The 24,697-nt window shown below is 64.8% G+C and carries 15 protein-coding genes and 2 tRNA genes; 11 read left to right on the forward strand and 6 right to left on the reverse strand.

Going from position 1 to position 24,697, the window contains the following annotated elements:
• Window positions 1–391 precede the first annotated feature (391 nt).
• The 8 genes from tig to QCE63_RS08055 all read left to right on the forward strand — a co-directional run bounded on the left by tig (window position 392) and on the right by QCE63_RS08055 (window position 9,561).
• Window positions 392–1,735 carry a trigger factor gene (tig, locus tag QCE63_RS08020; protein WP_309833728.1) on the forward strand — a complete coding sequence of 448 codons (1,344 nt, stop codon included), beginning with the start codon at window positions 392–394 and terminating at the stop codon, window positions 1,733–1,735.
• A 137-nt stretch (window positions 1,736–1,872) separates the two neighbouring features.
• On the forward strand, window positions 1,873–2,526 hold the full coding sequence (gene clpP, locus QCE63_RS08025; RefSeq protein ID WP_061176142.1) for an ATP-dependent Clp endopeptidase proteolytic subunit ClpP: 654 nt from the start codon (window positions 1,873–1,875) through the stop codon (window positions 2,524–2,526).
• Window positions 2,527–2,656: 130 nt separating this feature from the next.
• Window positions 2,657–3,928 (forward strand): ATP-dependent Clp protease ATP-binding subunit ClpX, encoded by a 1,272-nt coding sequence (gene clpX / locus QCE63_RS08030; RefSeq protein ID WP_309832212.1) that lies wholly within the window; start codon window positions 2,657–2,659, stop codon window positions 3,926–3,928.
• A gap of 186 nt (window positions 3,929–4,114) precedes the next feature.
• Window positions 4,115–6,538 (forward strand): endopeptidase La, encoded by a 2,424-nt coding sequence (gene lon, locus QCE63_RS08035; RefSeq protein WP_309832215.1) that lies wholly within the window; start codon window positions 4,115–4,117, stop codon window positions 6,536–6,538.
• 266 nt (window positions 6,539–6,804) lie between these two features.
• Window positions 6,805–7,077, forward strand: a complete 273-nt coding sequence (locus QCE63_RS08040) for an HU family DNA-binding protein (protein WP_309832217.1) — start codon at window positions 6,805–6,807, stop codon at window positions 7,075–7,077.
• 76 nt (window positions 7,078–7,153) lie between these two features.
• Window positions 7,154–7,229 (forward strand) — tRNA-Val (locus tag QCE63_RS08045).
• Between the two features lie 43 nt (window positions 7,230–7,272).
• A tRNA-Asp gene (locus QCE63_RS08050) sits at window positions 7,273–7,349 on the forward strand.
• 280 nt (window positions 7,350–7,629) lie between these two features.
• Window positions 7,630–9,561 (forward strand): SurA N-terminal domain-containing protein, encoded by a 1,932-nt coding sequence (locus tag QCE63_RS08055; RefSeq protein ID WP_309832219.1) that lies wholly within the window; start codon window positions 7,630–7,632, stop codon window positions 9,559–9,561.
• 109 nt (window positions 9,562–9,670) lie between these two features.
• Here the strand turns inward: QCE63_RS08055 and QCE63_RS08060 are convergent, their stop codons facing one another.
• Together QCE63_RS08060 and QCE63_RS08065 are read right to left on the reverse strand one after the other, a co-directional pair.
• On the reverse strand, window positions 9,671–10,012 hold the full coding sequence (locus QCE63_RS08060; protein ID WP_309832221.1) for a hypothetical protein: 342 nt from the start codon (window positions 10,010–10,012) through the stop codon (window positions 9,671–9,673).
• A 127-nt stretch (window positions 10,013–10,139) separates the two neighbouring features.
• Window positions 10,140–10,835, reverse strand: a complete 696-nt coding sequence (locus QCE63_RS08065) for an arylesterase (protein WP_309832222.1) — start codon at window positions 10,833–10,835, stop codon at window positions 10,140–10,142.
• Here QCE63_RS08065 and QCE63_RS08070 point away from each other — a divergent pair.
• Window positions 10,834–11,535 (forward strand): ABC transporter ATP-binding protein, encoded by a 702-nt coding sequence (locus QCE63_RS08070; protein WP_309832225.1) that lies wholly within the window; start codon window positions 10,834–10,836, stop codon window positions 11,533–11,535. The two genes, QCE63_RS08065 and QCE63_RS08070, sit on opposite strands and share 2 nt — an antisense overlap.
• A 63-nt stretch (window positions 11,536–11,598) precedes the next feature.
• Here the strand turns inward: QCE63_RS08070 and pgi are convergent, their stop codons facing one another.
• The 3 genes from pgi to QCE63_RS08085 all read right to left on the reverse strand — a co-directional run bounded on the left by pgi (window position 11,599) and on the right by QCE63_RS08085 (window position 16,368).
• Window positions 11,599–13,233, reverse strand: coding sequence for a glucose-6-phosphate isomerase (gene pgi, locus QCE63_RS08075; RefSeq protein WP_309832227.1), 1,635 nt, complete (start codon window positions 13,231–13,233; stop codon window positions 11,599–11,601).
• 166 nt (window positions 13,234–13,399) lie between these two features.
• Window positions 13,400–14,965 (reverse strand): NAD(P)H-hydrate dehydratase, encoded by a 1,566-nt coding sequence (locus QCE63_RS08080; protein ID WP_309832229.1) that lies wholly within the window; start codon window positions 14,963–14,965, stop codon window positions 13,400–13,402.
• Window positions 14,966–15,075: 110 nt separating this feature from the next.
• Window positions 15,076–16,368, reverse strand: a complete 1,293-nt coding sequence (locus tag QCE63_RS08085; protein WP_309832231.1) for an FAD-dependent oxidoreductase — start codon at window positions 16,366–16,368, stop codon at window positions 15,076–15,078.
• Between the two features lie 443 nt (window positions 16,369–16,811).
• Between QCE63_RS08085 and purL the strand changes: the two genes are divergently transcribed.
• Both purL and QCE63_RS08095 read left to right on the forward strand, forming a co-directional pair.
• A complete protein-coding gene (gene purL, locus QCE63_RS08090; RefSeq protein WP_309832233.1) occupies window positions 16,812–20,849 on the forward strand; it encodes a phosphoribosylformylglycinamidine synthase in 4,038 nt (1,345 codons plus the stop codon).
• Between the two features lie 224 nt (window positions 20,850–21,073).
• Window positions 21,074–23,530 carry a family 20 glycosylhydrolase gene (locus tag QCE63_RS08095; protein WP_309832234.1) on the forward strand — a complete coding sequence of 819 codons (2,457 nt, stop codon included), beginning with the start codon at window positions 21,074–21,076 and terminating at the stop codon, window positions 23,528–23,530.
• A 259-nt stretch (window positions 23,531–23,789) separates the two neighbouring features.
• Here QCE63_RS08095 and QCE63_RS08100 read toward each other — a convergent pair whose 3' ends face one another.
• Window positions 23,790–24,572 (reverse strand): peptidylprolyl isomerase, encoded by a 783-nt coding sequence (locus QCE63_RS08100; RefSeq protein ID WP_309832235.1) that lies wholly within the window; start codon window positions 24,570–24,572, stop codon window positions 23,790–23,792.
• Window positions 24,573–24,697: the final 125 nt, after the last annotated feature.

The raw sequence follows: 24,697 nt of genomic DNA on the forward strand, positions 1-24,697 counted from the left end.
AATAGCCGCGCGCGGATAACGGAGATTCTGCGCGTGTGGCGAAGCCGCGAAAACGCGGAATTACGCCAGATCCGGGCGTGAATCAGGCGTTTCAGGGGCCGCGGCGGGCTATCAAGGCCGGCGCACGGATTCGTCGGACAGGGTGGCCTGATTTGTTTGCTAAACTACTGGGCTCTGTTGGCTGACACCGAGTCGGGCGACGGCCCGGCCCTCCGCGAGACGCGCACGATGCATGACATGCGCGCCACGGTGCCGGTCACCGATCCTGGCCGGCGGCAGCAGCCGGGCCTTGGCAACAGGCCCGGCCAGAGCCCGCATCCGGACCCGCGCGTTTAGAACCGCGGAAGAACCGAACACCGAATTGACGTTTCACTTTAGGACGATTTCAGCCATGGCTAACGTAGTTGAGAACCTCGGCAAGCTCGAACGCCGCGTGACGATTTCCCTGCCGAAAGAGACAGTGCAGAAGGAAGTGGATTCGCGTATCCGCCAGTTGGCCAAGAACGTGCGCATGCCGGGTTTCCGCCCGGGCAAGGTGCCGCTCAAGATGGTGACCCAGCAGTACGCCGGCCAGGTGGAAGCCGAAGTGCTGAGCGACAAGGTCGGCAAGGAATTCTTCGACGTCACCCGCGCGGAAAACCTGCGCGTCGCGGGCCAGCCGAGCTTCGCGCCGAAGGTCGAAGACGCCGCCGACGCCTACGCGTTCGACGCGACCTTCGAAGTCTATCCGGACGTGAAGCTGGGCGACGTCGCCGACGCTGAAATCGAACGCACGGTCACCACCATCTCCGAAGCCGAAGTGGACCGCACGCTGGACATCCTGCGCAAGCAGCGCGTGCACTTCCACGCACGCGGCGAAGCCGGCGAGCACGGCGACGGCGGCGACACGGCAGCCAAGGAAGGCGACCGCGTAACGCTGGACTTCGTCGGCAAGCTTGACGGCGTGGCATTCGAAGGCGGCAGCGCACAGGACTTCGCGTTTGTGCTGGGCGAAGGCCGCATGCTGCCGGAGTTCGAACAGGCTGCCACGGGGCTGAAGGTCGGCGAGTCGAAGGACTTCGACCTCAAGTTCCCCGAGGACTACCACGGCAAGGACGTGGCGGGCAAGACGGCGCAATTCACGGTCACGATCAAGAAGATCGAATGGCCGCATCTGCCGGAAATCAATGCGGATTTCGCGAAGTCGCTGGGTATCGAAGACGGCGACCTGACGAAGATGCGCGGCGAGATCAAGGACAACCTGGAGCGCGAAGCCAAGCGCCGCACGCAGCAGATCGTCAAGAATCAGGTGATGGACGCACTGCTCAAGATCTCCGAACTCGACGTGCCGAAGGCGCTGATCGAGCAGGATCAGCAGCGTCTGGTCGAAATGGCCCGTCAGGACCTGCAGCAACGTGGCGTGCCGAACGCCGCGGACGCACCGATCCCGGCCGAAATGTTCGCCGAGCAAGCCGAGCGCCGCGTCAAGCTCGGCCTGGTGCTGGCCGAACTCGTGAAGGCCAACGAACTGCAGGCAAAGCCCGAGCAGATCCGCGCTGAAGTGGACGAATTCGCCAAAAGCTACGAAGACCCGAAGGAAGTCGTCCGCTGGTATTATTCGAACCAGCAGCGCCTCGCCGAAATGGAAGCGTTCGTCGTTGAGAGCAACGTCGTCGACTTCGTCCTCGGCAAGGCCAAGGTGACCGACAAGGAAGTCAGCTTCGAGGAACTGGCCAGCGCAACGGCGCAAGCCTGACGCGCGGTGGCAAGGGGCGTGCGAGTCGTGGGTTCACGGCTCTCACGCCTTTTTTGCATTAAAGTTTGGGCGTTTCCAAGCCGTTCTAGTGATGTTCCTTTGTCGTCCAGTATCCCTATTCCGAACAAGGAAATTGCATGACCTTTCGCGCTGAATTGCTCGACACGCTGGCGTCCCACGCAACACGGGACTTCGAAGCCCAAGCGCTCGGCCTCGTTCCGATGGTCGTCGAAACGAGCGGCCGCGGCGAGCGTGCCTATGACATTTATTCGCGTCTTCTCAAGGAGCGCGTGGTGTTCCTGGTCGGAGAAGTGAACGACCAGTCGGCGAATCTCGTCGTGGCGCAGTTGCTGTTCCTCGAAAGCGAGAATCCCGACAAGGACATCAGCCTGTACATCAACAGCCCGGGTGGCTCGGTATCGGCCGGCATGGCGATCTACGACACCATGCAGTTCGTGAAGCCCGATGTCTCCACGCTGTGCATGGGTCTCGCCGCGAGCATGGGCGCGTTCCTGCTGGCCGCTGGCGCCAAGGGCAAGCGCGTCGCGCTGCCGAACGCCCGTGTAATGATCCACCAGCCGCTCGGCGGCGCACGCGGCCAGGCATCGGACATCGAAATCCAGGCCCGCGAAATCCTGTACCTGAAGGAACGCCTGAACCAGTTGTTGTCGCATCACACCGGCCAGCCGGTCGAACGCATTGCGCGCGACACCGATCGCGACAACTTCATGTCGGGCGACGACGCGCAGGCTTATGGACTGGTCGACCAGGTGCTGCACAAGCGTCCCTGATCAGACTTGAAAGGCGCACGAAGCGGCGCCGCGCCACACAGCGCTTCAACCGGGCCGCGCGGGTGCGAATCTGCGTGGCCAGATTGAAGGGCGTATCATGTAACAAGCGTGTCCGGAGGCGTACACATTTATGGCGGACAAGAAAGGTTCCAGTAGCGAAAAGCTGCTGTATTGCTCGTTCTGCGGAAAGAGCCAGCATGAGGTGAAGAAGCTCATCGCGGGCCCGTCGGTGTTCATCTGCGATGAATGTATCGACCTCTGCAACGAGATCATTCGCGATGAGGCGGCCGGTGCAGCCGAAGAGGCCGGACTGACCAAGTCCGACCTGCCGAGCCCGCAGGAAATCAGCGACATTCTCAACCAGTACGTGATTGGCCAGGAACGCGCGAAGAAGATTCTCGCGGTCGCGGTGTACAACCACTACAAGCGGCTCAAGCATCTCGACAAGAAAGACGAAATCGAGCTGTCGAAGAGCAACATCCTGCTGATCGGGCCGACCGGCTCGGGCAAGACGCTGCTCGCGCAGACGCTGGCGCGCATGCTGAACGTGCCGTTCGTCATCGCGGACGCCACGACGCTGACTGAAGCCGGTTACGTCGGCGAGGACGTCGAGAACATCATTCAGAAGCTGCTGCAAAACTGCAACTACGAAGTCGACAAGGCGCAGCGCGGCATCGTCTATATCGACGAAATCGACAAGATCAGCCGCAAGTCGGACAACCCGTCCATCACGCGCGACGTGTCGGGCGAAGGCGTTCAGCAGGCGCTGCTCAAGCTGGTCGAAGGCACGATGGCGTCGGTACCGCCGCAAGGCGGGCGCAAGCATCCGAACCAGGATTTCATCCAGGTCGACACGACCAATATCCTGTTCATCTGCGGCGGCGCGTTCGACGGCCTCGAAAAGGTCATCACCGACCGGACCGAGAAGACCGGCATTGGTTTTGCCGCCAGCGTCAAGAGCAAGCAGGACCGCGACGCGGGCGAAGTGCTGCGTGACGTGGAGCCCGAGGATCTGATCAAGTTCGGTCTGATTCCCGAGTTGATCGGCCGCCTGCCGGTGGTCGCCACGCTCGGCAAGCTCGACGAGGCCGCGCTCGTGAAAATCCTGATCGAGCCGAAGAACGCGCTCGTGAAGCAGTATCACAAGCTGTTTGCCATGGAACGCGTGGAACTGGAGATTCGTCCGGCGGCGCTGCAGGCCATCGCGCAGAAGGCCATCCGTCGCAAGACGGGCGCGCGCGGGCTGCGTTCCATTCTGGAACAAGCGTTGCTCGACGTGATGTACGAACTGCCGACCATGAAGGGTGTCTCGAAGGTGATCGTCGACGACAACACCATCGATGGCGATGGCAAGCCCCTGCTCATCTATGAAGATGCGCCCAAGGTGGCGGGTTCCAACTGAAGCAGGCTGTGGCTCGGCGAGAGGCCGTTCATGGCAACGTGAACGGCCTTTTATTTTTTTCGGTTTATTGTGTGGACGTGACTGACGCGATCTTTGACTACCGACTTTTCCCTTCCGATAAAGGCTTGCAATAGCTCTGAACGGCCTTACTTACGACTGAACTGATTCCACTCATGGGGAAATGAAATGTCAGGAACCCAACTCCTCCCGCAGGAACGCATTACGCTGCCGCTGCTCCCGCTGCGCGATGTAGTCGTTTTCCCGCATATGGTGATTCCGCTCTTCGTCGGGCGGCCCAAGTCGATCAAGGCCCTCGAAGCCGCGATGGAAGGCGGCAAGCACATCATGCTCGTCGCCCAGAAAACGGCGGCGAAGGACGAGCCGACCGAAAAAGACATGTACGAAGTGGGATGTATCGCCAACATCCTGCAAATGCTGAAGCTGCCTGACGGCACCGTGAAGGTGCTCGTCGAAGGCTTGCAGCGCGCCAAGACGCTCACGATCGAAGAGCAGGAAACGCAGTTTTCCTGCGACGTGATGCCGCTCGAACCCGATCACGCCGACAGCGCCGAAACCGAAGCGTTGCGCCGCGCCATCGTGTCGCAGTTCGACCAGTACGTAAAGCTCAACAAGAAGATTCCGCCGGAGATCCTGACGTCGCTGTCGGGTATCGACGAAGCGGGTCGTCTGGCGGACACGATCGCCGCGCATCTGCCGCTCAAGCTCGACCAGAAGCAGCACATCCTCGAGATGTTCCCGGTCATCGAGCGTCTCGAGCATCTGCTCGCGCAACTCGAAGCTGAAATCGACATCCTTCAGGTCGAAAAGCGCATCCGTGGCCGCGTCAAGCGCCAGATGGAAAAGAGCCAGCGCGAGTACTACCTGAACGAGCAGGTCAAGGCCATCCAGAAGGAACTGGGCGAAGGCGAAGAGGGCGCGGATCTCGAGGAACTCGAGAAGCGCATCACCGCCGCGCGCATGCCGAAGGAAGCCAAGAAGAAGGCCGACGCGGAGCTCAAGAAGCTCAAGCTGATGTCGCCGATGTCCGCGGAAGCGACCGTCGTGCGCAACTACATCGACACGCTGATCGGCCTGCCGTGGCGCAAGAAGAGCAAGGTCAACAACGACCTGACGAACGCCGAGCGCGTGCTCGACGAAGATCACTTCGGCCTCGAAAAGGTCAAGGAACGCATTCTCGAGTATCTCGCGGTTCAACAACGCGTCGAGAAGGTGAAGGCGCCCATCTTGTGCCTCGTCGGGCCTCCGGGCGTCGGCAAGACCTCGCTGGGCCAGTCCATCGCGCGCGCCACGAATCGCAAGTTCGTGCGCATGGCGCTGGGCGGCGTGCATGACGAATCCGAGATTCGCGGTCACCGCCGCACATATATCGGTTCGATGCCCGGCAAGATCCTGCAGAGCCTGACCAAGGTCGGCGTGCGCAATCCGCTCTTCCTGCTCGACGAAGTCGACAAGATGGGCATGGATTTCCGCGGCGATCCGGCCTCCGCGCTGCTCGAAGTGCTCGATCCGGAACAGAACCATACGTTCGCGGACCACTACATCGAAGTGGACTTCGACCTGTCGGACGTGATGTTCGTCGCCACGTCGAACTCGCTGAACATTCCGCCGCCGCTGCTCGACCGGATGGAAGTCATCCGTCTCTCGGGTTACACGGAAGACGAGAAGGTCAGCATCGCGCAGCGTTACCTGTTGCCGAAGCAGAAGCGCAACAACGGCCTGAAGGAAGGCGAGATCGACGTCACGGAACAGGCTATCCGCGACATCATCCGCTACTACACGCGTGAAGCGGGCGTGCGTTCGCTCGAGCGTGAAGTGTCGAAGATCTGCCGCAAGGTCGTGAAGATGCTGCTGCTGAAGAAGGCCGAGGGCGCCGTGAAGGTCGACGGTTCCAATCTCGATACCTTCCTCGGCGTGCGCAAGTACGACTTCGGTCTGGCCGCGAAGGAAAACCAGATCGGCCAGGTCACGGGTCTCGCGTGGACGGAAGTAGGCGGCGACCTGCTGACGATCGAAGCCGCCGTGATGCCCGGCAAGGGCGGCGTGATCCGCACCGGTTCGCTCGGCGACGTGATGAAGGAATCGGTGGAAGCGGCGCGCTCGGTCGTGCGTTCGCGTTCGCGCCGTCTCGGCATCACGGACGAGTCGTTCGAGAAGAAGGACATCCACATCCATGTGCCCGAAGGCGCGACGCCGAAGGACGGTCCGTCCGCCGGTATCGCGATGACCACGGCGCTGGTGTCGGTGCTGACCGGTATTCCGGTGCGCGCGGATGTCGCGATGACGGGCGAAATCACGCTGCGCGGCGAAGTACTGCCAATCGGCGGGTTGAAGGAGAAGCTGCTGGCGGCGCATCGCGGCGGCATCAAGCTCGTGCTGATCCCGGAAGAGAACACGAAGGATCTGGCCGACATCCCCGACAACGTGAAGAACGCCATCGAGATCGTGCCGGTTCGCTGGATCGATCGCGTGCTGGAACTGGCGCTCGAGCGCACGCCGGAAGCGCTGCCTGAGGAAGAAGCGAAGGCTGCGCCCGTCGCTGCCGAACAGCAGAAGGACGCACCGGCGGCAGGCGAGTTCGTGAAGCACTAAGCCTCTGTCATGTTGCGCGGCGTGGGATCATCCACGCCGCGCTGTTCAAGGCAGGACTCAAAACCCGCGGGATGTTTCCGCGGGTTTTTTATTGGTCGCGCCGCTCGGGCGAAGCTTCGTTCTCATTCTCCGAAACAACCGCCGGGTCAGGCTCCCCCCCGTTGACATCGTTCTTTCGGCTACGTCTAATGAGCGCCGCATCCGGACACGTTCCGGCTGACTACAACGCGTCATGACAACGTGCCATCAACGATTCGGGGATCACCATGAACAAGACGGAACTGATCGATCACATTGCGCAGGAAGCCGATATCTCCAAAGCCACCGCCGGCCGCGCGCTGGAGGCGCTCATCGGCGGCGTGCGCGCGACGCTCTCGAAGGGTGGCAGCGTGACACTCGTGGGCTTCGGCACGTTCGCGGTCGGCAAGCGCACGGCGCGCACCGGACGCAATCCGCGCACGGGCGCCGAGATCAAGATCAAGGCCGCGAAGGTGCCGAAATTTCGCCCTGGCAAAGCTCTGAAGGATGCGCTAAACTAGCGGACTCGCTGGATACGGCGTCTCGCATAACGAGGCACCGAACGAGCGTAGCGCGACACGTTGAAAGTCATCGGCCGGGTGCTTAGCTCAGTTGGTAGAGCGGCGCCCTTACAAGGCGTAGGTCGGGAGTTCGAGCCTCTCAGCACCCACCAGGTCAGCATGACATCGCATTCAACCTGTCGCACGTACTACTCTGGAGCGGTAGTTCAGTTGGTTAGAATACCGGCCTGTCACGCCGGGGGTCGCGGGTTCGAGTCCCGTCCGCTCCGCCAGATTCAAACAAAAGTCCCGCACGCTTCACGGCCTGCGGGACTTTTGTTTTATGCGTCACTGACGCTGCGTTTCCCGCGTGTTCAATGCCTTGCCGAAACACGCCCGCCGAATGTGTCACAAGCGCACTCAACTCACTGATTCATCGGCCGTTTCGTCTGCGCTGGCGAACCCTGCGGCCCAAGCCAGACTGCCCCGCGCGGCCAATTCCCCGTCACCTTTCGCCTTTTCCCCGGCCACTGTTGTAATATCGAGCGTTTTGTTCCGACAACGCAGCGCTACATGCTCGACTTCTTCCGAAATCACCAGCGCCTGATGATGGCCCTGCTGATCCTGATCGTGGTGCCCGGTCTGGGTATCGTGGGTATCCAGGGTTTCAGCAACTTCTTCGACGAAAACGCTTGGGTAGCCAGTGTCAATGGCCACAAGATCACGCGTCCCGAATTCGACAACGCCTTCCGCCAGCAAGTGGATCGCGCCCGCTCGATGCTCGGTTCGCAGTTTGACGCCAAGATGTTCGACACGCCCGAAGCCCGCTCGGCAATGGTCGACAGTCTCGTGCAACAGCGCGCACTCGCCGACGAAACCCAGCGCCTGCACCTGACCGCATCGGATGACGCCGTGCGCCGCGCACTGCTCGCCGACCCGGTGATCTCGTCGCTGCGCAAGCCGGACGGCAGCATCGACGTCGAGCGCTACAAGCAGTTGCTCGCCATGCAAGGCATGACGCCCGCGCAATACGACGAGCGCATGCGCTACAGCATCGCCACCGAGCAGATCCCGGGCAGCATTCAATCGACTTCGTTCACGTCGAAGTCGCTCGCACAAAGTCTCACTGAACTCGCCGAGCAGAAGCGCGCGGTGCAGGGCATGTCGCTGCGCAGCGCGGACTACACGGCGAAGATCCAGCCGACCGACGCCCAGCTCACCGCGTATTACGACGCGCATCGCAACGCGTTCGCCACGCCCGAGACGGCCACGATCCAGTATCTGGTGCTGTCGCCGGGCGCGCTCGCGGCGGCCTCGAAGCCGAGCGACGCTGACCTCAAGAAGTACTACGACGACAACATCCAGCGCTACCGCACGGAAGCGCAGGTGCGCGCGAGCCACATCCTGATCAATGCACCGAAGGACGCCAGCGCCGCCGACAAGGCGAAGGCCAAGCAGAAGGCCGAAGCGCTGCTCGCGCAAGTGAAGGCGCATCCGGACCAGTTCCCGCAGATCGCCCAGAAGAATTCGGAAGATCCGGGCTCGGCGAACAAGGGCGGCGATCTCGGTTACTTCGCGCGCGGTCAGATCGCGGGCGGCAAAGACTTCGACGACGCCGCGTTCAGCCTGAAGAAGGGTGAGGTGAGCAACATCGTCGAATCGGACTTTGGCTATCACATCATCCAGGCCACCGACGTGAAGCCCGCCGTCACAAAACCGTTCGACGAAGTGAAGGACGCGCTCGCGAAAGACTATGCGGCGCAACAGGGCGCGAAGGGTTTCGCCGACGACTCGCAAGGGTTCACGGACCTCGTCTACGAGAAGTCGAAGTCGCTGCAACCGGCCGCCGACAAATACAAGCTGTCCATTCAGACCGCGACCGTCGGTCCGAAGCCGAATCCGCAGTTGCCGCAGGACAACCCGCTCAACAACGCGAAGTTCCTCGCTGCCGTGTTCGCACCCGATTCGGTGAAAGAGCGCAACAACACGCAGGTGATCGACGTCGGCAACAGCACGATGATCGCCGCGCGCGTGACGGACTACAGGCCGTCCGCCGTGCCCGCGTTCGACGCCGTGAAGGACCCAGTGCGCAAGCAGGTCATCGCGGAGATGGCGGCCGCCATGGCGAAGAAGGAAGGCGAGACGAAGCTTGCCGATCTGCAGAAGTCGAAGTCGACCGACGGCTTTACATCGGCTATCACCGTGTCGCGCAACGATGCGCAAGGGCTGCCGCCCGCAGCGCTCAGCGCGATCTTCAAGGCGGATGCAGCGAAGCTGCCGGCCTACGTGGGCGTCGACCTCGGTGCGGACGGTTATGCGATCTATCGCGTGAATGCGGTCGAGAAGCCCGCAACGGTCGCGGCGGACCGCCTGGCCGGCGCGCAGCAACAGATCGCGCAGGTGTACGCGCAGGCGGAAATGGAAGCCTATACGGATGCGCTGAAGGCGCGTTCGAAGATCAAGCTTAGTCACGCAACGGCGCCGGATCCGTCGACATCGAATTGATCCGCTGATCGCAGTATGCAAAAAGCCCCGCTATCCGAAGACTAGCGGGGCTTTTTGCATTCACGCCCGACGCGCTGGAAGCGCGCGGACGTAGCACCTAGACACGACCTTACAGGCAAGCCTGCACGTCGCCGCTGGCCTGGCTGGCGGCCGCGCCCGAAGCGCGGAAGCCCACCCACGAGCCCGAACCGGTATAGGCCGGGCGAACCACGGCTGCGGCGCCGTTCGGCGGCTGCTGGCCGGGAACGTAGACATCGACGGCCTGGTCGTTCGCCAGCGTGTCCTGCGACACGACCTGCTGCTGCGACTTGTCGGCCCACTTCTGGGCGACGCATTGCGCCACGACCTTCGGCGCCTTCTGGCTCGTGCCGACCTGCTGCACGCCGGCAGGCGGTTGAGCGGCACAGGCCGAGATTGCAACGGTCAGGGCGAGAAGAGGGATAAATTTCACGTGACCTCCTTGTCGGATCGCTCTCTCAGTACGAGCGGGGTTATAAGAGTTACGCGAAAGTCTCAGATGACTGAATCGTGGCCGTGTTCCGCGTCAGGTTGAACAAGCCGTGCGGCCGGCGTGTCGCCTAATGCGACGCGCCCGCGCCCAGCAAGGGTTTCAAGCTTGGCCAGACGTTGTTCAATAGCAATGGCTGGGCCTGCACCGTCGGATGGATCTGATCGGCCTGGAACATCGAGGGCGTTTCGGCAATGCCCGCCAGCAGGAAAGGCACGAGCGGCACGCTCTTCTCCTTCGCGATACGCTCATAGACCGCGTGGAACTTTTGCGTGTAGTCGGGGCCGTAATTGGGTGGAACGTACATGCCGATGAGTAAAACCTTCGCATGCGCGGCCTGCGATGCATCGACGATACCGCGCAGGTTCGCCTCGGTCGTCGTGAGCGGCACGCCGCGCAGTGCATCGTTGCCACCCAGTTCGACAATCACCACGGCAGGCTTGAGCCGCGCGAGCACGGCGGTGAGGCGCGCGCGCCCGCCGCTCGTGGTGTCGCCGCTGATGCTCGAATTCGCGACGCTATAATCGAAACGCTCTTGCACGAGCTTGCCGCGCAGCAAGTTGACCCAGCCGGTGTCGCGCGGCAGGCCGTATTCCGCGGAGAGGCTGTCGCCCAGCACGACGATCGCGGGCTTCGTCGGCGCCAGGGCCGGCGTCGCGGGCTGAGGCGCCGCCTGGGCATCCGCTGCCTGCGCCGTGACACAAACCGCCATCATCAGGCCCAGCACGGGAAGCGTGCCGCGCAAGTTTTTCTTCAGGGTGTCCATGCAAAACAATATCGAGCCGGTCATCGAAGTTCGGGGATTGAACAAGCGGGTGAAGGACGCAACGGGCGAACTGACCATACTGGATCAGATCGACCTTTCGATCGCGCAGGGCAGCAGCGTGGCGATCGTCGGGGCGTCGGGGTCGGGCAAGTCGACGCTGCTCGGCCTGCTCGCGGGATTGGACAGCGCGACGGAGGGCTCGGTTCGTCTGCTTGGCAAGGAGCTCTCCACGCTCGATGAAGACCAGCGCGCCGCGCTGCGCAGCGGCGCCGTGGGCTTCGTGTTCCAGTCGTTCCAGCTGATGCCGCATCTGACCGCGCTCGAGAACGTGATGTTGCCGCTCGAACTGCGTGCCGAGATGCCGCACCATGAAATCGCCGCACGCGCCCGTGCACTACTCGATCAGGTCGGTCTCGCGCAACGCATGGGACATTATCCGAAACTGCTCTCCGGCGGCGAACAGCAACGCGTCGCGCTGGCGCGGGCGTTCGTCACGCATCCCGCCGTGCTGTTCGCCGACGAGCCCACCGGCAGCCTCGACGCCGCCACGGGCTACGCGATCATCGACCTGATGTTCGAGATGAACCGCCGCAATGGCGCGACGCTCGTGCTCGTCACGCATGACGCGGAACTCGCCGAGCGCTGCGATGCCACTGTGACGATCGAAGCCGGACGCATCGTCAACGGGTCGGGCGTCTGAAAAGCCTGTAAAAAAGCCCGCGACGCCTGATGAGCGCGCGGGCTCCATTGCAACGAGACAGCGTCAGCGCTTCAAGGCCTTGCGCGCCCGCGCGATCAACGCCGATGTCGACGAATCGTGCTTCGCCGGATCGGCGCTTGCCGCGGTGATGTCGGCCTCGACCACCTTGCCGAGAATCTTGCCGAGCTCCACGCCCCACTGATCGAACGAGTTGATGTTCCACACGGCGCCTTGCACCAGCACCTTGTGTTCATACAGCGCGATCAGCGCGCCGAGCGTCTGCGGCGTCAGCGCGTCGAGCATGATGGTGGTGGTCGGACGGTTGCCGGGGAAGCTCAGGTGCGTCGCCAGTTCTTCCTTGCCCGGGCCCGCCACCTTCTTCGCTTCCTCCAGCGTGCGGCCGAGCATCAGCGCTTCGCTCTGTGCGAAACAGTTGGCCAGCAGCTTCGCGTGATGATCGACGAGCGGATGCTCCGGCGTCAGCACCGCGATGAAGTCGATCGGGATGATCGTCGGGCCCTGGTGCAGCATCTGGAAGAACGCGTGCTGACCGTTCGTACCCGGCTCGCCCCAGATCACGGCGGCGGTGGGGTAATCGACCATCGTGCCGTCGAGACGCGCCGACTTGCCGTTGCTCTCCATCTCCAGCTGTTGCAGATACGAAGGCAGGAAGTGCAGCGCTTCCGAATACGGCGCAATCAGATCGCTCTGCGAGCCGAAGAAGTTGCGATACCAGATGCCGATCATGCCCATCAGCACCGGCAGGTTCACGTTGAGCGGCGCGGTGCGGAAATGCTGGTCCATCGTGTCCGCGCCTTGCAGCAGCGCGTCGAAGTTGTCCGGGCCGACCGAGATCATGATCGAAAGGCCGACCGCCGACCACAGCGAATAGCGTCCGCCCACCCAGTCCCACATCTCGAAGACGTTCTCTTTCGCGATGCCGAACTTGACCACTTCGGCCGGATTCGCCGACACGCCGACAAAATGTTTCGACAACTGGTCTTCGGGGCAGCCGGACTTGATGAACCAGTCGCGCATCGAGTGGGCGTTGGTCATCGTCTCGAGCGTCGTGAAAGTCTTCGAGACGATGATCGCGAGCGTTTCCTCCGCGTCGATCTGTTGCAGCACGTTGTAGATATCGGCGCCGTCGACGTTGGACACGAAGTGCGTGTCGAGCTCCTTCGAGGCGAGATGATGCAGCGCGTGGACGACCATCTTCGGCCCGAGATCCGAGCCGCCGATACCGATGTTCACCACATGGCGGATGCGCTTGCCGGTGTAGCCGGTCCACGCGCCGTCGCGGACCTTCGTCGCGAAGGCGGCCATCCTGGCCTTCTCGGCTTCCACTTGCGCATGGAAGGGCGCATCCGGCGACTGGGCGCGCAAGGCCGTGTGCAAGACCGCGCGATGCTCGGTGACGTTGACGATGTCGCCGTTGAACATCGCGTCGCGCTTCTTCGTCACGCCGGCTTCCTCGGCAAGCTGGATCAGGAGCTTGAGCGTGGCCTCGGTGACACGGTTCTTGGAGAAGTCGATGGTGAGCCCGCCGCCTTCGAACGTCAGACGTTCGGCGCGCGTGGGCGCGCTGTCGTTTTGCGGCGCGAACCAGTCGCGCAGGCGCTCGCCGGAAATGGAGTCGTAGTGCGACTGGAGCGCCGACCAGGCAGGAAGCGAATTGAGCGTCGAGGTTTGGGTCATGAGCGGTCCGTTAGTCTGAGGGTGACAGAGGAAAACGTTCGTGCAATGCCTGCGCGGCCGGGGTCAGCGTGTCTGGTGAACGCGGTGACGAATGGCGCGGATGCCCGAATCGAAAAGAGTATAGCGACGATGCATGAACGGTTGCTTGCAACGTGTCGCAGGGGCTTCAGAGGCGATCTGCGCGTGCCGCGTAGAAGCGTCGGTTGAGCAGTGCGCGCACGGCCGGCGCAAGCTCGCCCGCGGTGAGGCCGGCCGGGCCGATGCCCTCGTCGGTGAGCGTCTGCGCGGCCAGGCCGTGCAGATAGACGCCGGCCAACGCCGCTTCATATGCGGGCAGCTTCTGCGCGAGCAATGCTCCGATCAAACCGCCCAGCACGTCGCCGGTGCCACCCGTCGCGAGGCCGGCATTGCCGGTCGGATTCACGGCGACACGACCGTCCGGCGCCGCGATCACGGTGCCTGAGCCTTTCAGCACGGCGACAGCGCCATAACGCGCCGACAACTGCCGCGCCGCCGCGATGCGGTCGGCCTGGACCGCTTGCGCGTCGCCTTGCAACAGACGCGCCGCTTCGAGCGGATGCGGCGTCAGCACGCACGGGTCGCCCTGCGCGCCGCGCGCCGCGACGGCGGCCGCCAGCGGCTCGTCCCGGGCGACGAGATTGAGCGCATCGGCGTCGAGCAGTTTCGGGACGTCGAGCTTCAGCACGTCCTCGAGCACCTTGCGGGCGCGCGCGCTCGTGCCCATGCCGCAGCCGATCGCGAGCGCGTCCATCTTGTCGAGTGCGAAGCCTTCGACGTGATGCAGCATCAGTTCCGGATGCGGCGGGTCATAGGGTGGAAAGCCGTCGCCGAGAAAGGCGATGTTCACCTTGCCCGCGCCGCTGTACAGCGCCATGCGCGCCGCCAGCACGGGCGCGCCGCACATGCCGGTGTCGCCGCCGATCACCGCGAGCGTGCCGAACGTGCCTTTGTTGGTCGCGTTGTCGCGCGGCGGCAGGGCCGCGCCAAACAGCGCGGGCGCGTTCAGTACGAGCGACGGCGTCGCGCTCGCTTCCAGCTCCAGCGTAGCGACGCACAGCCGGCCCGTGAGATCGCGTCCCTGCGACGTGAAGTGCCCCGGCTTCGCGCCGATGAAGGTGAGCGTGTCGGTCGCGCGCACGGCGTCGCCGCCGCGCACCGGCGTGCCGGTGTCGCTGTCGAGGCCGCTCGGCACGTCGAGCGCCAGCACGCGGCCCTCGCTGCGCGCCCGGCGCGTGAGGCGCGCAGCGAGGTCCGCGAACACGCCTTCGAGCGGCCGCGTGAGGCCGATGCCGAACATGCCGTCGACCAGCCAGCCGAAGCCGTCGAACGACGCGGGCGGCGCGGTGTCGATGGGCACGCCCGCCGCGCGCGCAGACGCCAGCGCCCAGCGTGCGTCGTCGGGCTTGACCTCGATGGGCATGCACACCTGCACGGCAATGCCCGCGCGATGCAGCCGTTCGGCCATCACGAGCGCATCGCCGCCGTTGTTGCCCGGGCCGGCGACGAGCCAGACGGGTTGCGCGCGGCTCGCGGCATCGTGCGACAGGGCGTCTTCCAGCCACTGCGCGGCAGCCGCGCCTGCGCGCGCCATCAGCGTATGTGGCGGCAGCGCGGCAGCGCCACGCGCTTCGAGCGCGCGCAGTTCGTTGAGCGTCAGGAGCGGAAGCGGTTCGTCTTTCGGCGTGAACCAGGCAGAGCGGGGAACGGTCATGGCGGCCCAGGGAAGGGCGCTCCGGGAATCGGAGCGGTCGGAAACCCGACGCCGTTGCAGCAATCGTGCCCGGCGCGCGCACTCGAGGTGCGCGGCGAGCGCCGCGCGAACTAGAAGCGTTCGAGACTCAGCGCGGCAAGCGTGTCGGCGGGGAGATCGGGCGTGACGCCGGAGACGAGATCCGCGATCACTTTAGCAGAGCCGCACGCCAGCCCCCAGCCCGCCGGGCCGTGCGCCGCATTGACGAACAGCCGCGGATGGCGCGTCGCGCCGGCGACCGGCAGGCCATCGGCGCTCAGGAGGCGCAGGCCGTCCCAGGCGCGCGCGGCGGACACCCGCGCCGCGCCGGGAATCCAGTCGTGCGTGCCTTGCCCCAGCAGATCGAGCGCGCGGCGCGAGAGCGCGGCGTCCAGCGGTTTGTCGGCCTTGGCGGCGCTCTGCAGCACGCCCGCGCCGCCGACGCGCAGCCGCTGGTGGATGCGCGTCATCGTGATGCGCTTGACCGAATCGACGACGCTCAGATGCGGCGCGCGTTCTTCGTACGCGACCGGCGCCGTGAGCGTATGCACGCGCAGCGGAAACAGCGCGGACGCGGCCTTGCTCGCGCCGGCGAGCGCGGGCGTGCTGGTTCCGGCTGCGACGACCAGCGCATCGGCCGTGAGCGTTTCGGCGTCATGCGCGCGCTTCTTGCCTTCATCGGAGGACGACAGTTCTACCGCCGCCCGCGCGCCGTCGAGGCGCAGCGCCGCGACTGTCTGCTGCATGCGGAATTGCACACCTTGTTCTTCGAGGAACTGCTTCAGTTGCTTGGTGAACAGCGGGCAGTTCGCGGTGCGCTCGTCGGGCAACAGCACGCCGCCGGCGAAAGCGGGGTCGTCCGGCACGGAAGGCTCGATGGCGACGCATTCTTCCGGCGTCAACACCCGATGCGGCACCTTGAAGCGCTTGAGAAGCTCGATGGCGGCGTGCGCGTCTTCCAGCTCGCGCGGCTGGCGGAACACGTGCAGGACGCCGCGCCGCTGCTCGAAATCCAGTTCCAGACGCTGCTCGATATCGCTGATCACCTGCCGCGACAATTCGACGAGCGGCGCCAGCTTCGTGTACTGCGCCGTGAACGCATCGGGATCTTGCAGCAGCGACAGTTGCCTGACGAACTCGCGCGCGCCGGAGTCGAAGCCGGTCTTGACCACCATGCCGCTCTGTTTCGCGCGGCTCGAGGTCATGAAGGTCGGGCCGAACCAGACATCGAGCGGCGAGGGCAGAAGCGCGCCGCCCTGGCCGTAGGTGGCGCCCTGCGCGACGGTCGCGTGCCGCTCGATCACGCAGACGCGATGACCGGCCGCATGCAGCTGATAAGCGGTGGCGATGCCGGCGATTCCTCCGCCGATGACGATGACATCCATGACTGTCTGATGCTGAATGGGGTGCTGAACGTGATGCTGATTGTGATTGGCGCCCGCAGGCGCGAGCAGCGCGGCGTTGCGCGATGAAACCAGAAGCGCGGCGGACCGGGCTTGAGCGTGGCGCGCACCGGAAGAAAGCGCGCCATGATAGCGCCAAAACCGTTTGCGGGGGCTGGCAATCCGCTCCCAATCCGCACGCGAGGGGCGATCGAAAGGAAGCGTCGCAAGCCGCGCGGCCGCTGCGCGTCCAGCGTCGGCAGGACACGACCAGTCGGGCGCCGCTTCCGGGTTATAATCGCGGTCTTCCTTTTGCCTCATGCCGTTTCGCGTGCTCGGTCCGGTTTTGCGAATGTCCAGCTTCGCAGACGGAGCGCCAGACAAGTTTTCGCGCACCAGCGAGCGCCTCGCGAGCGGCACACAGACGTCATCGACGCACCGTCACAATGGCCCACTTCTCGTGTTTCCCCGGCGCTTCGGCCCTCTCCGATTTCCGTCAGACCCGCCTTCTCGAAACGCTCGTCCGCATCGACGCGAATATCGTCGGCGTGCGCGGCCAGTTCCTGCATTTCGTGAATGCGTCGGAACCGCTCTCGGATGAAGACAATCGCCGCATCGAGGCGCTGATGCACTACGGCGCGCCCTTCGAGGCATCGAAGGAGCGCGGCGCGACGGAAACCTTCATGGTCGTGCCGCGCTTCGGCACCGTGTCGCCGTGGGCCAGCAAGGCCAGCGACATCGCGCATCACTGCGGGCTCACGAAGGTGCGGCGCATCGAGCGCGGCGTCGAGTACACGGTGATCATGAAGAGCGGCTTCCTCGGCGGCAAGAAGGCGCTTCCCGACGCGGCGCGCGCCGCCGTCGCCGACGCGCTGCACGACCGCATGACCGAAAGCGTCGCCGCCTCGCGCGAGCAGGCGCTGCATCTCTTCGACGAACTGCCCGCCCGGCCGCTGCAAACGGTCGACATCATCGGCGCGGGCCGCAGCGCGCTCGAAGCCGCCAACCTGGAACTGGGCCTCGCGCTCGCCGACGACGAAATCGACTATCTGGTGAGCGCGTTCGAAGAGCTGAAGCGCAATCCCACCGATGTCGAACTGATGATGTTCGCGCAGGCCAACAGCGAACACTGCCGTCACAAGATCTTCAACGGCGAATGGACCATCGACGGCGCGAAGCAGGACATGTCGCTGTTCCAGATGATCCGCAACACCGAGAAGCTGAATCACGCGGGCACAATCGTCGCGTATTCGGACAATTCGGCGATCATGCAGGGCGGCATGGCCGAGCGCTGGTTCCCGCGCGGCAAGGACGAGCAATACCGGCGTCACGTGGAAATGACCCACACGCTGATGAAGGTCGAGACCCACAATCACCCGACTGCCATTTCCCCGTTCGCGGGCGCGGCCACCGGCTCCGGCGGCGAGATTCGCGACGAAGGCGCGACCGGCCGCGGCGCGCGTCCGAAGGCCGGACTCGCCGGCTTCACGGTGTCGAACCTGGATCTGCCCGACGCCCGCCGCAACTGGGAAAACGACCGCGACGCCGCCGTGCCGCTCGCGTCGCGCAATCCGGCCGACGCGCATCAGCCGTACGGCCGCCCGGACCGCATTGCGTCGCCGTTGCAGATCATGATCGACGGCCCGATCGGCGCCGCTGCCTTCAACAACGAATTCGGCCGGCCGAACCTCGGCGGCTACTTCCGCACCTTCGAGCAGAACGTGGCGGGCCGCGTGCGCGGCTATCACAAGCCGATCATGATCGCGGGCGGCATCGGCAATATCTCGGACCAGCACACCCACAAGCTCGACCTGCCGGCCGGCACGCTGCTGATCCAGATCGGCGGACCGGGCATGCGCATCGGCATGGGCGGCGGCGCGGCGTCCTCGATGGCCACCGGCGCGAACACTGCCGAACTCGATTTCGATTCCGTCCAGCGCGGCAATCCCGAAATCCAGCGGCGCGCGCAGGAAGTCATCAACAGTTGCTGGCAGCTGGGTGACAGCAACCCCATCCTGTCGATTCACGACGTCGGCGCGGGTGGCATCTCGAATGCGTTCCCGGAACTCGTCGACGGCGCGGGCAAGGGCGCGCTGTTCGAACTGCGCAAGGTCCAGCTCGAAGAGAGCGGTTTGTCGCCGCGCGAAATCTGGTCGAACGAGGCGCAAGAGCGCTACGTGCTGGCCATTGCGCCGAACGATCTGCCCGCGTTCCAGGCCCTCTGCGAACGCGAGCGCTGCCCGGTGGCGGTGGTCGGCGTGGCGACCGAGGAGCGTCAACTGAAGCTCGTCGATGAAGCCAACAGCGGGCAGGAACCCGTCGACATGCCCATGGACGTGCTGCTCGGCAAGCCGCCCAAGATGCATCGCGACGTGAAGCGCGAAAGCGCGCAATTCAACGAAGTCGATGTCACCGGACTGCCGCTGTCCGAAGTCGCGGTCGAGGTGCTGAAGCATCCGACGGTCGCGAGCAAGTCGTTCCTCATCACCATCGGCGACCGTTCGGTGGGCGGCACGACCGCGCGCGACCAGTTCGTCGGTCCGTGGCAGGTGCCGGTGGCGGATTGCGCCGTGACCACGATGGACTACGTCGGCTATCGCGGCGAAGCCATGACGATGGCCGAGCGCACGCCGCTCGCCGTGATCGACGCCCCCGCGTCCGGCCGCATGGCCGTGGGCGAGGCGGTGACCAATATCGCGTCGGCCCCCATCGCGTCGCTCGACAAGCTGAAGCTCTCGGCGAACTGGATGGCCGCCTGCGGCAGCGCGGGCGAAGACGCCGCGCTGTACGACACGGTGCAGGCCATCGGCATGGAACTGTGCCCGGCGCTCGGCATCAGCATTCCGGTCGGCAAGGATTCGCTGTCGATGCGCACCAAGTGGCAGGATGCACGCGGCGGCGCGCGGGAAGTGGTGTCGCCGGTGTCGCTGATCATTTCGGCGTTCGCGCCGGTCGAGGACGTGCGCCGTCACCTGACGCCGCAGCTCGTCAACGACACCAACACGGTGCTGATCGCGATCGACCTCGGCCGCGGCCGCAACCGCATGGGCGGCAGCATTCTCGCGCAGGTCACGCAGCAGGTCGGCGACACGGTGCCGGACGTCGACGATCCTGAAGACCTCAAGCGCTTCTTCACGGCCATTCAGGCGCTGAACGCGGACGGCAAGCTGCTCGCCTACCATGACCGTTCGGACGGCGGCCTGTGGGCGACGGTCTGCGAGATGGCGTTCGCGGGTCACGTGGGTGTGTCGCTGAACGTGGACATGCTGACGCTCGACGCCAATCACGAGTCCGATTACGGCGACGCGAAAGACTGGACGAAGCAGACCAGCGGCCGCCGCGAGGACCGTACGATCCGCGCGCTGTTCTCGGAAGAACTCGGCGCGGTGGTGCAGGTGCGCGCAACGGAACGCGACGCGGTGCTGGCCGCGCTGCGCGAGCACGGTCTGTCGGCGTGCTCGCATGTGATCGGCAAGCCGAACGAGAACGGTGCCATCGAGATTTATCGCGACGCGAAGAAGATCTTCGACGCGCCGCGTGTCGAGCTGCATCGCGCGTGGAGCGAAGTGAGCTGGCGTATCGCGCGTCTGCGTGACAACCCGGCCTGCGCTGACGCCGAATACGACGCGCTCCTCGACGCCGCCGATCCCGGCCTCTCGCCGGTCCTGAGCTTCGATCCGGCGGAAGATGTGGCGGCGCCGTTCATCGCAACGAAAGCGCGGCCGCGTGTCGCCATCCTGCGCGAGCAGGGCGTGAATTCGCATCTGGAAACCGCGTACGCATTCGATCGCGCCGGTTTCGACGCGCACGACGTCCACATGAGCGACCTGCTGGAAGGCCGCGCCACGCTCGCCGATTTCGCGGGTGCGGTGGCGTGCGGCGGCTTCTCCTACGGCGACGTGCTGGGCGCGGGCGAGGGCTGGGCGAAGACCATTCGCTTCAATGCGCAACTGGCCGACATGTTCGCCGCATTCTTTGGCCGCGCCGACACCTTCGCGCTTGGCATCTGCAATGGCTGCCAGATGATGTCGAGCCTGGCGTCGATCATCCCTGGCGCCGAGCACTGGCCGAAGTTCACGCGCAACAAGTCGGAGCAGTTCGAGGCGCGCTTCTCGCTGGTCGAAGTGCAGAGTTCGCCGTCGATCTTCTTCGCCGGCATGGAAGGCTCGCGCATTCCGGTGGCGGTTGCGCACGGCGAGGGCTTTGCCGACTTCTCGCAGCAAGGCGATCAGGCGAAGGCGCTCGTCGCGATGCGTTACGTGGATCATCGCGGCAACGCGACCGAACAGTATCCGTTCAATCCGAACGGCTCGCCGCAGGGCATCACGTCGGTCACGACGCCCGATGGCCGCTTCTCCGTGCTGATGCCGCATATGGAACGCGTGCATCGCAACGTGCAGATGAGTTGGACGCCGGAAGACTGGACCCACGACGGCAGCCCGTGGCTGCGCGTGTTCCAGAACGCGCGACGTTTCCTCGGCTGATCCACCGCTCCGCGCTTGCCCGACGACACCCCGAAGTTCACGCTTCGGGGTGTTTTGTTTTGTGCTTGCCTGTCGGCAGGTATCCCAAAAAAATAGGGCCGTAAGTTGCAGGTATAGTGCTCCGACGTGTCCGGGCGACGCGTGTCGTTCACGGAGGCAAGATGCGGCAGTGGGCTTCACATTACTTAGGCATCCCCATTTTAAAAGCGTTGGGTATCGTCGTCATGGCGTGTCTCTTGGTGTCGTGCGGCGGATCGAGTTCGGACGCGGATGCGGACCGCTTGGCGCCGGCAGCGCGAGTGGCTGCCATCGGCGATGCATTGACGGTGCGCGTCGCGATCGACGTCAATGACGCCGCGGCGTCCGGCACGAACTGCGCGGACCTGGGCGCGGACTGGGCCAGTTGCGCGCGCGGCAGGCTGATTCTGGAGAACAGCGGCGCGCGCAGACTGGCAGCGGGCGGCTGGACGTTGTACGTACACAGCATCCGGCGGCTGCTCATGGTCGCGCATCCAGCTATCACGTGGAAGCACATCACCGGCGACTTGTACGCGCTGACGCCCGCGGCGGGCGCGTTCACGCTGGGTAGCGGCGAGCGGCTCGAGGTGCCGTTCGTCGGGGAATACGGGTACCGGCGCACCAGCGACCTGTTGCCGCGCGCGTATGTCGTGGCGGACGGCGATGCCGGGTCCGCCGTTCTGCGCAACAACGACACCGACGACGAAAGCCGCTATGTCGAGCATCTTCCGCCCGTTGCGGATGACGCCGCCGCGTTTGCCGCGACGCCCGCTCAAGTGTTGCGGGCGCGGGCGGAGGCCGTTCTACCCGACGCCCGTCAGGTCGCGGCGCGTGCGTTGCCTTCAGTGCTGCGCGAAGCGGCCGGTCAGGGCGTCGTGCAGGTCGGCGCGGTGGAATTGAACCTGCCGGGACTGACGGCCGCGCAGACCGTGGCCCTGGCGACGCGGGCCGCCACGCTCGGGCTCAGCGGACCCGCGATGCGCGTGAACGGCGCCATCGCCGCCGGCACGCTGCCCGCCGATATCGCGAGGCACGGCGGCTACCGGCTGAGCATCGCGCCGGGCGGCGTCAGCATCGAAGCCTTCGACGCCGCCGGGCTCTACTACGGCACGCAGACCCTGTTGTCGCTGACGCCCGCGGGCGGCGGCAGCGTGCCAGCCATGACGATGGAGGATGCGCCCCGCTATGGGCATCGCGGCATGATGGTCGATGTGGCGCGCAACTTTCGCCAGCCGGCCACGCTGCGCCGGCTGATCGACCAGATGAGCGCGTACAAGCTCAACCGGCTGCATCTGCACCTGTCGGACGACGAGGGCTGGCGTGTCGAGATTCCTGGCTTGCCCGAACTCACCGAGGTCGGCGCAAAGCGTTGCCACGACCTCAGCGAAACACGCTGTCTCGTGCCACAGCTGGCGTCGGGGCCGGACAACCGCTCGGGCAGCGGCTATCTGAGCCGCGCCGATTACGTGGCGCTGGTGCGTTACGCGGCCGACCGCTTCGTCGAGATCGTTCCGGAAATCGACATGCCGGGGCACGCGCGGGCGGCAGTGGTATCGATGGAAGCGCGTTACCGGCGCCTGCACGCCCAGGGCGACGAAGCAGCGGCCAGCGCCTATCGCCTGCTCGATCCCGCCGACACCACGAACGCAACCACGGTGCAGTTCTACGACCGTCGCAGCTTCCTCAATCCGTGCGGGGACGGGGCGCGGCGTTTCGCGTCGAAGGTGATCGGCGAGATGGCGTCGATGCATCGCGAGGCGGGTGCGCCGCTCGCCATCTGGCATTTCGGCGGCGACGAAGCAAAGAACATCCTGCTCGGCGCGGGCTTCCAGCCGCTCGACGGCACGGACCCCGGCAAGGGACGCGTGAATCTCGCCGTGCAGGACAAGCCATGGGGCCGCTCACCGCAGTGCGCGGCGCTGATCAGAGCAGGGCAGGCGGCCTCCGTCGACGAACTGCCTTCCATGTTCGCGCGGCAAGTCAGCCAGATCGTGCGAACGAACGGCATCGGCACCATGGCGGCCTGGCAGGACGGTATCCGGCATGCAAACGGGCCGCAGGATTTCGCGACCGCGAACGTGATGGTGACGCTGTGGGACACGCTCTTCTGGGGCGCCGCCGACACCGCCCGCACGCTCGACACGCAGGGCTACCAGACCGTGCTTGCGCTGCCCGACTATCTGTACTTCGACTTTCCCTATTCGTTCGATCCGAAGGAACGGGGCTATTACTGGGGCTCGCACGCCACCGACAGTTTCAAGACCTTCTCGCTTGCGCCGGACAATCTGCCGCAGAACGCGGAAATCATGCCTGACCGCGACGGCCGTCCGTTCGAGGTGACGAGCGCGGGTTCGGCGCCACGCATCGAAGGCATGCAGGGTCAGGCATGGGCCGAAGTGATGCGCACGGACACGCAGTTCGAGTACATGGTGTATCCGCGCCTGCTGGCGCTGGCGGAGCGGGCCTGGCATCGGGCGGCGTGGGAGCGGCCGTTCGCGGCGGGCGAGCGCTATCGCCTGGGCGAGACGAACAAGGTCGACAAGGCAGCGCTCGCGAACGACTGGGCCGGGTTCATGAGCGTCGTGGAGAACCGCGAACTGCCAAAGCTGGTGCGGGCGGGCGCAACGGTGCGACCGGGCCTCGCGCTTGCGAACGGCGGGTGAGTCTGCGCGTATCAGCAAGACGCGACCTTGAAGCCACGCTGCGCGATTTCGAAGGCCGGAGGGCTTGAACGCAGGGCGCCTGAGCCGCTTGCGATCGTCCTTCGTGAACAGAAGCGCCATGGCTGGGCAGGCAGGGTTCAAGCCGGCAAGCAGCGATCGCGAGGCGTTCGAGACCCGCACGAACATGCCGTCCGGAAGCGACAAAGCCGCCCGAAGGCGGCCTTGTGCTTGAAGCGAGTCAGCCGTAGGACGTGCAGCCTTACTTCACCACGGCCTTCTTGCGCAGACCTTCTTCAAACCCTTGCAGCTTCTCCTGCTGAATCTGCTGGGCGATCTGCGCCTTTACCTGCTCGAGCGGCGGCGGGGCGACGTCGCGGGAATCGTCGAGGCGGATGATGTGCCAGCCGAACTGCGTCTTGACCGGCTCCGGCGTGACTTCACCCTTCTTGAGCTTTTCCGCGGCCGCGCCGAATTCCGGCACATACGCCGACGGCGCCGACCAGTCGAGATCGCCACCGTTCTTGCCCGATCCCGGGTCCTTCGAATATTGCTTGGCGAGGTCCTCGAAGCTCGCGCCGCCCTTGATCTTGGCGATCAGGTCTTTCGCCTGGGCTTCGTTGTCGACGAGGATGTGATGCAGGTGCAGTTCCGTGCCGCCGCCATTCTGCTTGACCAGTTGGTCGTAGCGAGCCTTGATCTCGGCGTCGGTGGGCGTGTTCTTCTTCACGAAGTCTTCGATCATCGCGCGCAGCACCACGGTCTGCTGCGCAACCGCCAGTTGCGCCTTGACGTCGGGACGCGACGCGATGCCTTCACGCGCGGCTTCCTGCATCAGGATTTCGCGATTGATGAGTTCTTCGCGCACGGCTTGCTGAAGCTGCGGCGAATCCTGCTGACCTTGCGCGACCAGTTGCTTCACGAGCGCATCGGCGCGCGACGTGGGAATCGGCGTGCCGTTCACAACGGCGACGTTCTGCGCAAACGCGGGGGCCGCCGCGAACGCAGCCAGCAACACCCAGACGCGGGGTTTTTTCAGAGTCATCGGAGAGTCCTAACTGAGCAAACAGACGCCTTCACAGGCGAGATTCAAGAAGCAGGGCAAACGGCAAGCAAGGGGCGCGTATCGGGTCACGTCATCCATGGGGATGCGTCACCGGGCGCGCCTGG

Source organism: Caballeronia sp. LZ065 (genome assembly GCF_031450975.1).
Classification (GTDB): Bacteria; Pseudomonadota; Gammaproteobacteria; order Burkholderiales; family Burkholderiaceae; genus Caballeronia.

Coding starts and splice junctions, on each gene's coding strand:
- pgi (WP_309832227.1), bottom strand. CDS start 13,233: ATGACCCAAACCTCGACGCTCAATTCGCTTCCTGCCTGGTCGGCGCTC.
- QCE63_RS08085 (WP_309832231.1), bottom strand. CDS start 16,368: ATGGATGTCATCGTCATCGGCGGAGGAATCGCCGGCATCGCCACCGCT.
- clpP (WP_061176142.1), top strand. CDS start 1,873: ATGACCTTTCGCGCTGAATTGCTCGACACGCTGGCGTCCCACGCAACA.
- lon (WP_309832215.1), top strand. CDS start 4,115: ATGTCAGGAACCCAACTCCTCCCGCAGGAACGCATTACGCTGCCGCTG.
- QCE63_RS08070 (WP_309832225.1), top strand. CDS start 10,834: ATGCAAAACAATATCGAGCCGGTCATCGAAGTTCGGGGATTGAACAAG.
- QCE63_RS08095 (WP_309832234.1), top strand. CDS start 21,074: ATGGCGTGTCTCTTGGTGTCGTGCGGCGGATCGAGTTCGGACGCGGAT.
- tig (WP_309833728.1), top strand. CDS start 392: ATGGCTAACGTAGTTGAGAACCTCGGCAAGCTCGAACGCCGCGTGACG.
- QCE63_RS08055 (WP_309832219.1), top strand. CDS start 7,630: ATGCTCGACTTCTTCCGAAATCACCAGCGCCTGATGATGGCCCTGCTG.
- purL (WP_309832233.1), top strand. CDS start 16,812: ATGGCCCACTTCTCGTGTTTCCCCGGCGCTTCGGCCCTCTCCGATTTC.
- QCE63_RS08080 (WP_309832229.1), bottom strand. CDS start 14,965: ATGACCGTTCCCCGCTCTGCCTGGTTCACGCCGAAAGACGAACCGCTT.
- clpX (WP_309832212.1), top strand. CDS start 2,657: ATGGCGGACAAGAAAGGTTCCAGTAGCGAAAAGCTGCTGTATTGCTCG.
- QCE63_RS08100 (WP_309832235.1), bottom strand. CDS start 24,572: ATGACTCTGAAAAAACCCCGCGTCTGGGTGTTGCTGGCTGCGTTCGCG.
- QCE63_RS08065 (WP_309832222.1), bottom strand. CDS start 10,835: ATGGACACCCTGAAGAAAAACTTGCGCGGCACGCTTCCCGTGCTGGGC.
- QCE63_RS08040 (WP_309832217.1), top strand. CDS start 6,805: ATGAACAAGACGGAACTGATCGATCACATTGCGCAGGAAGCCGATATC.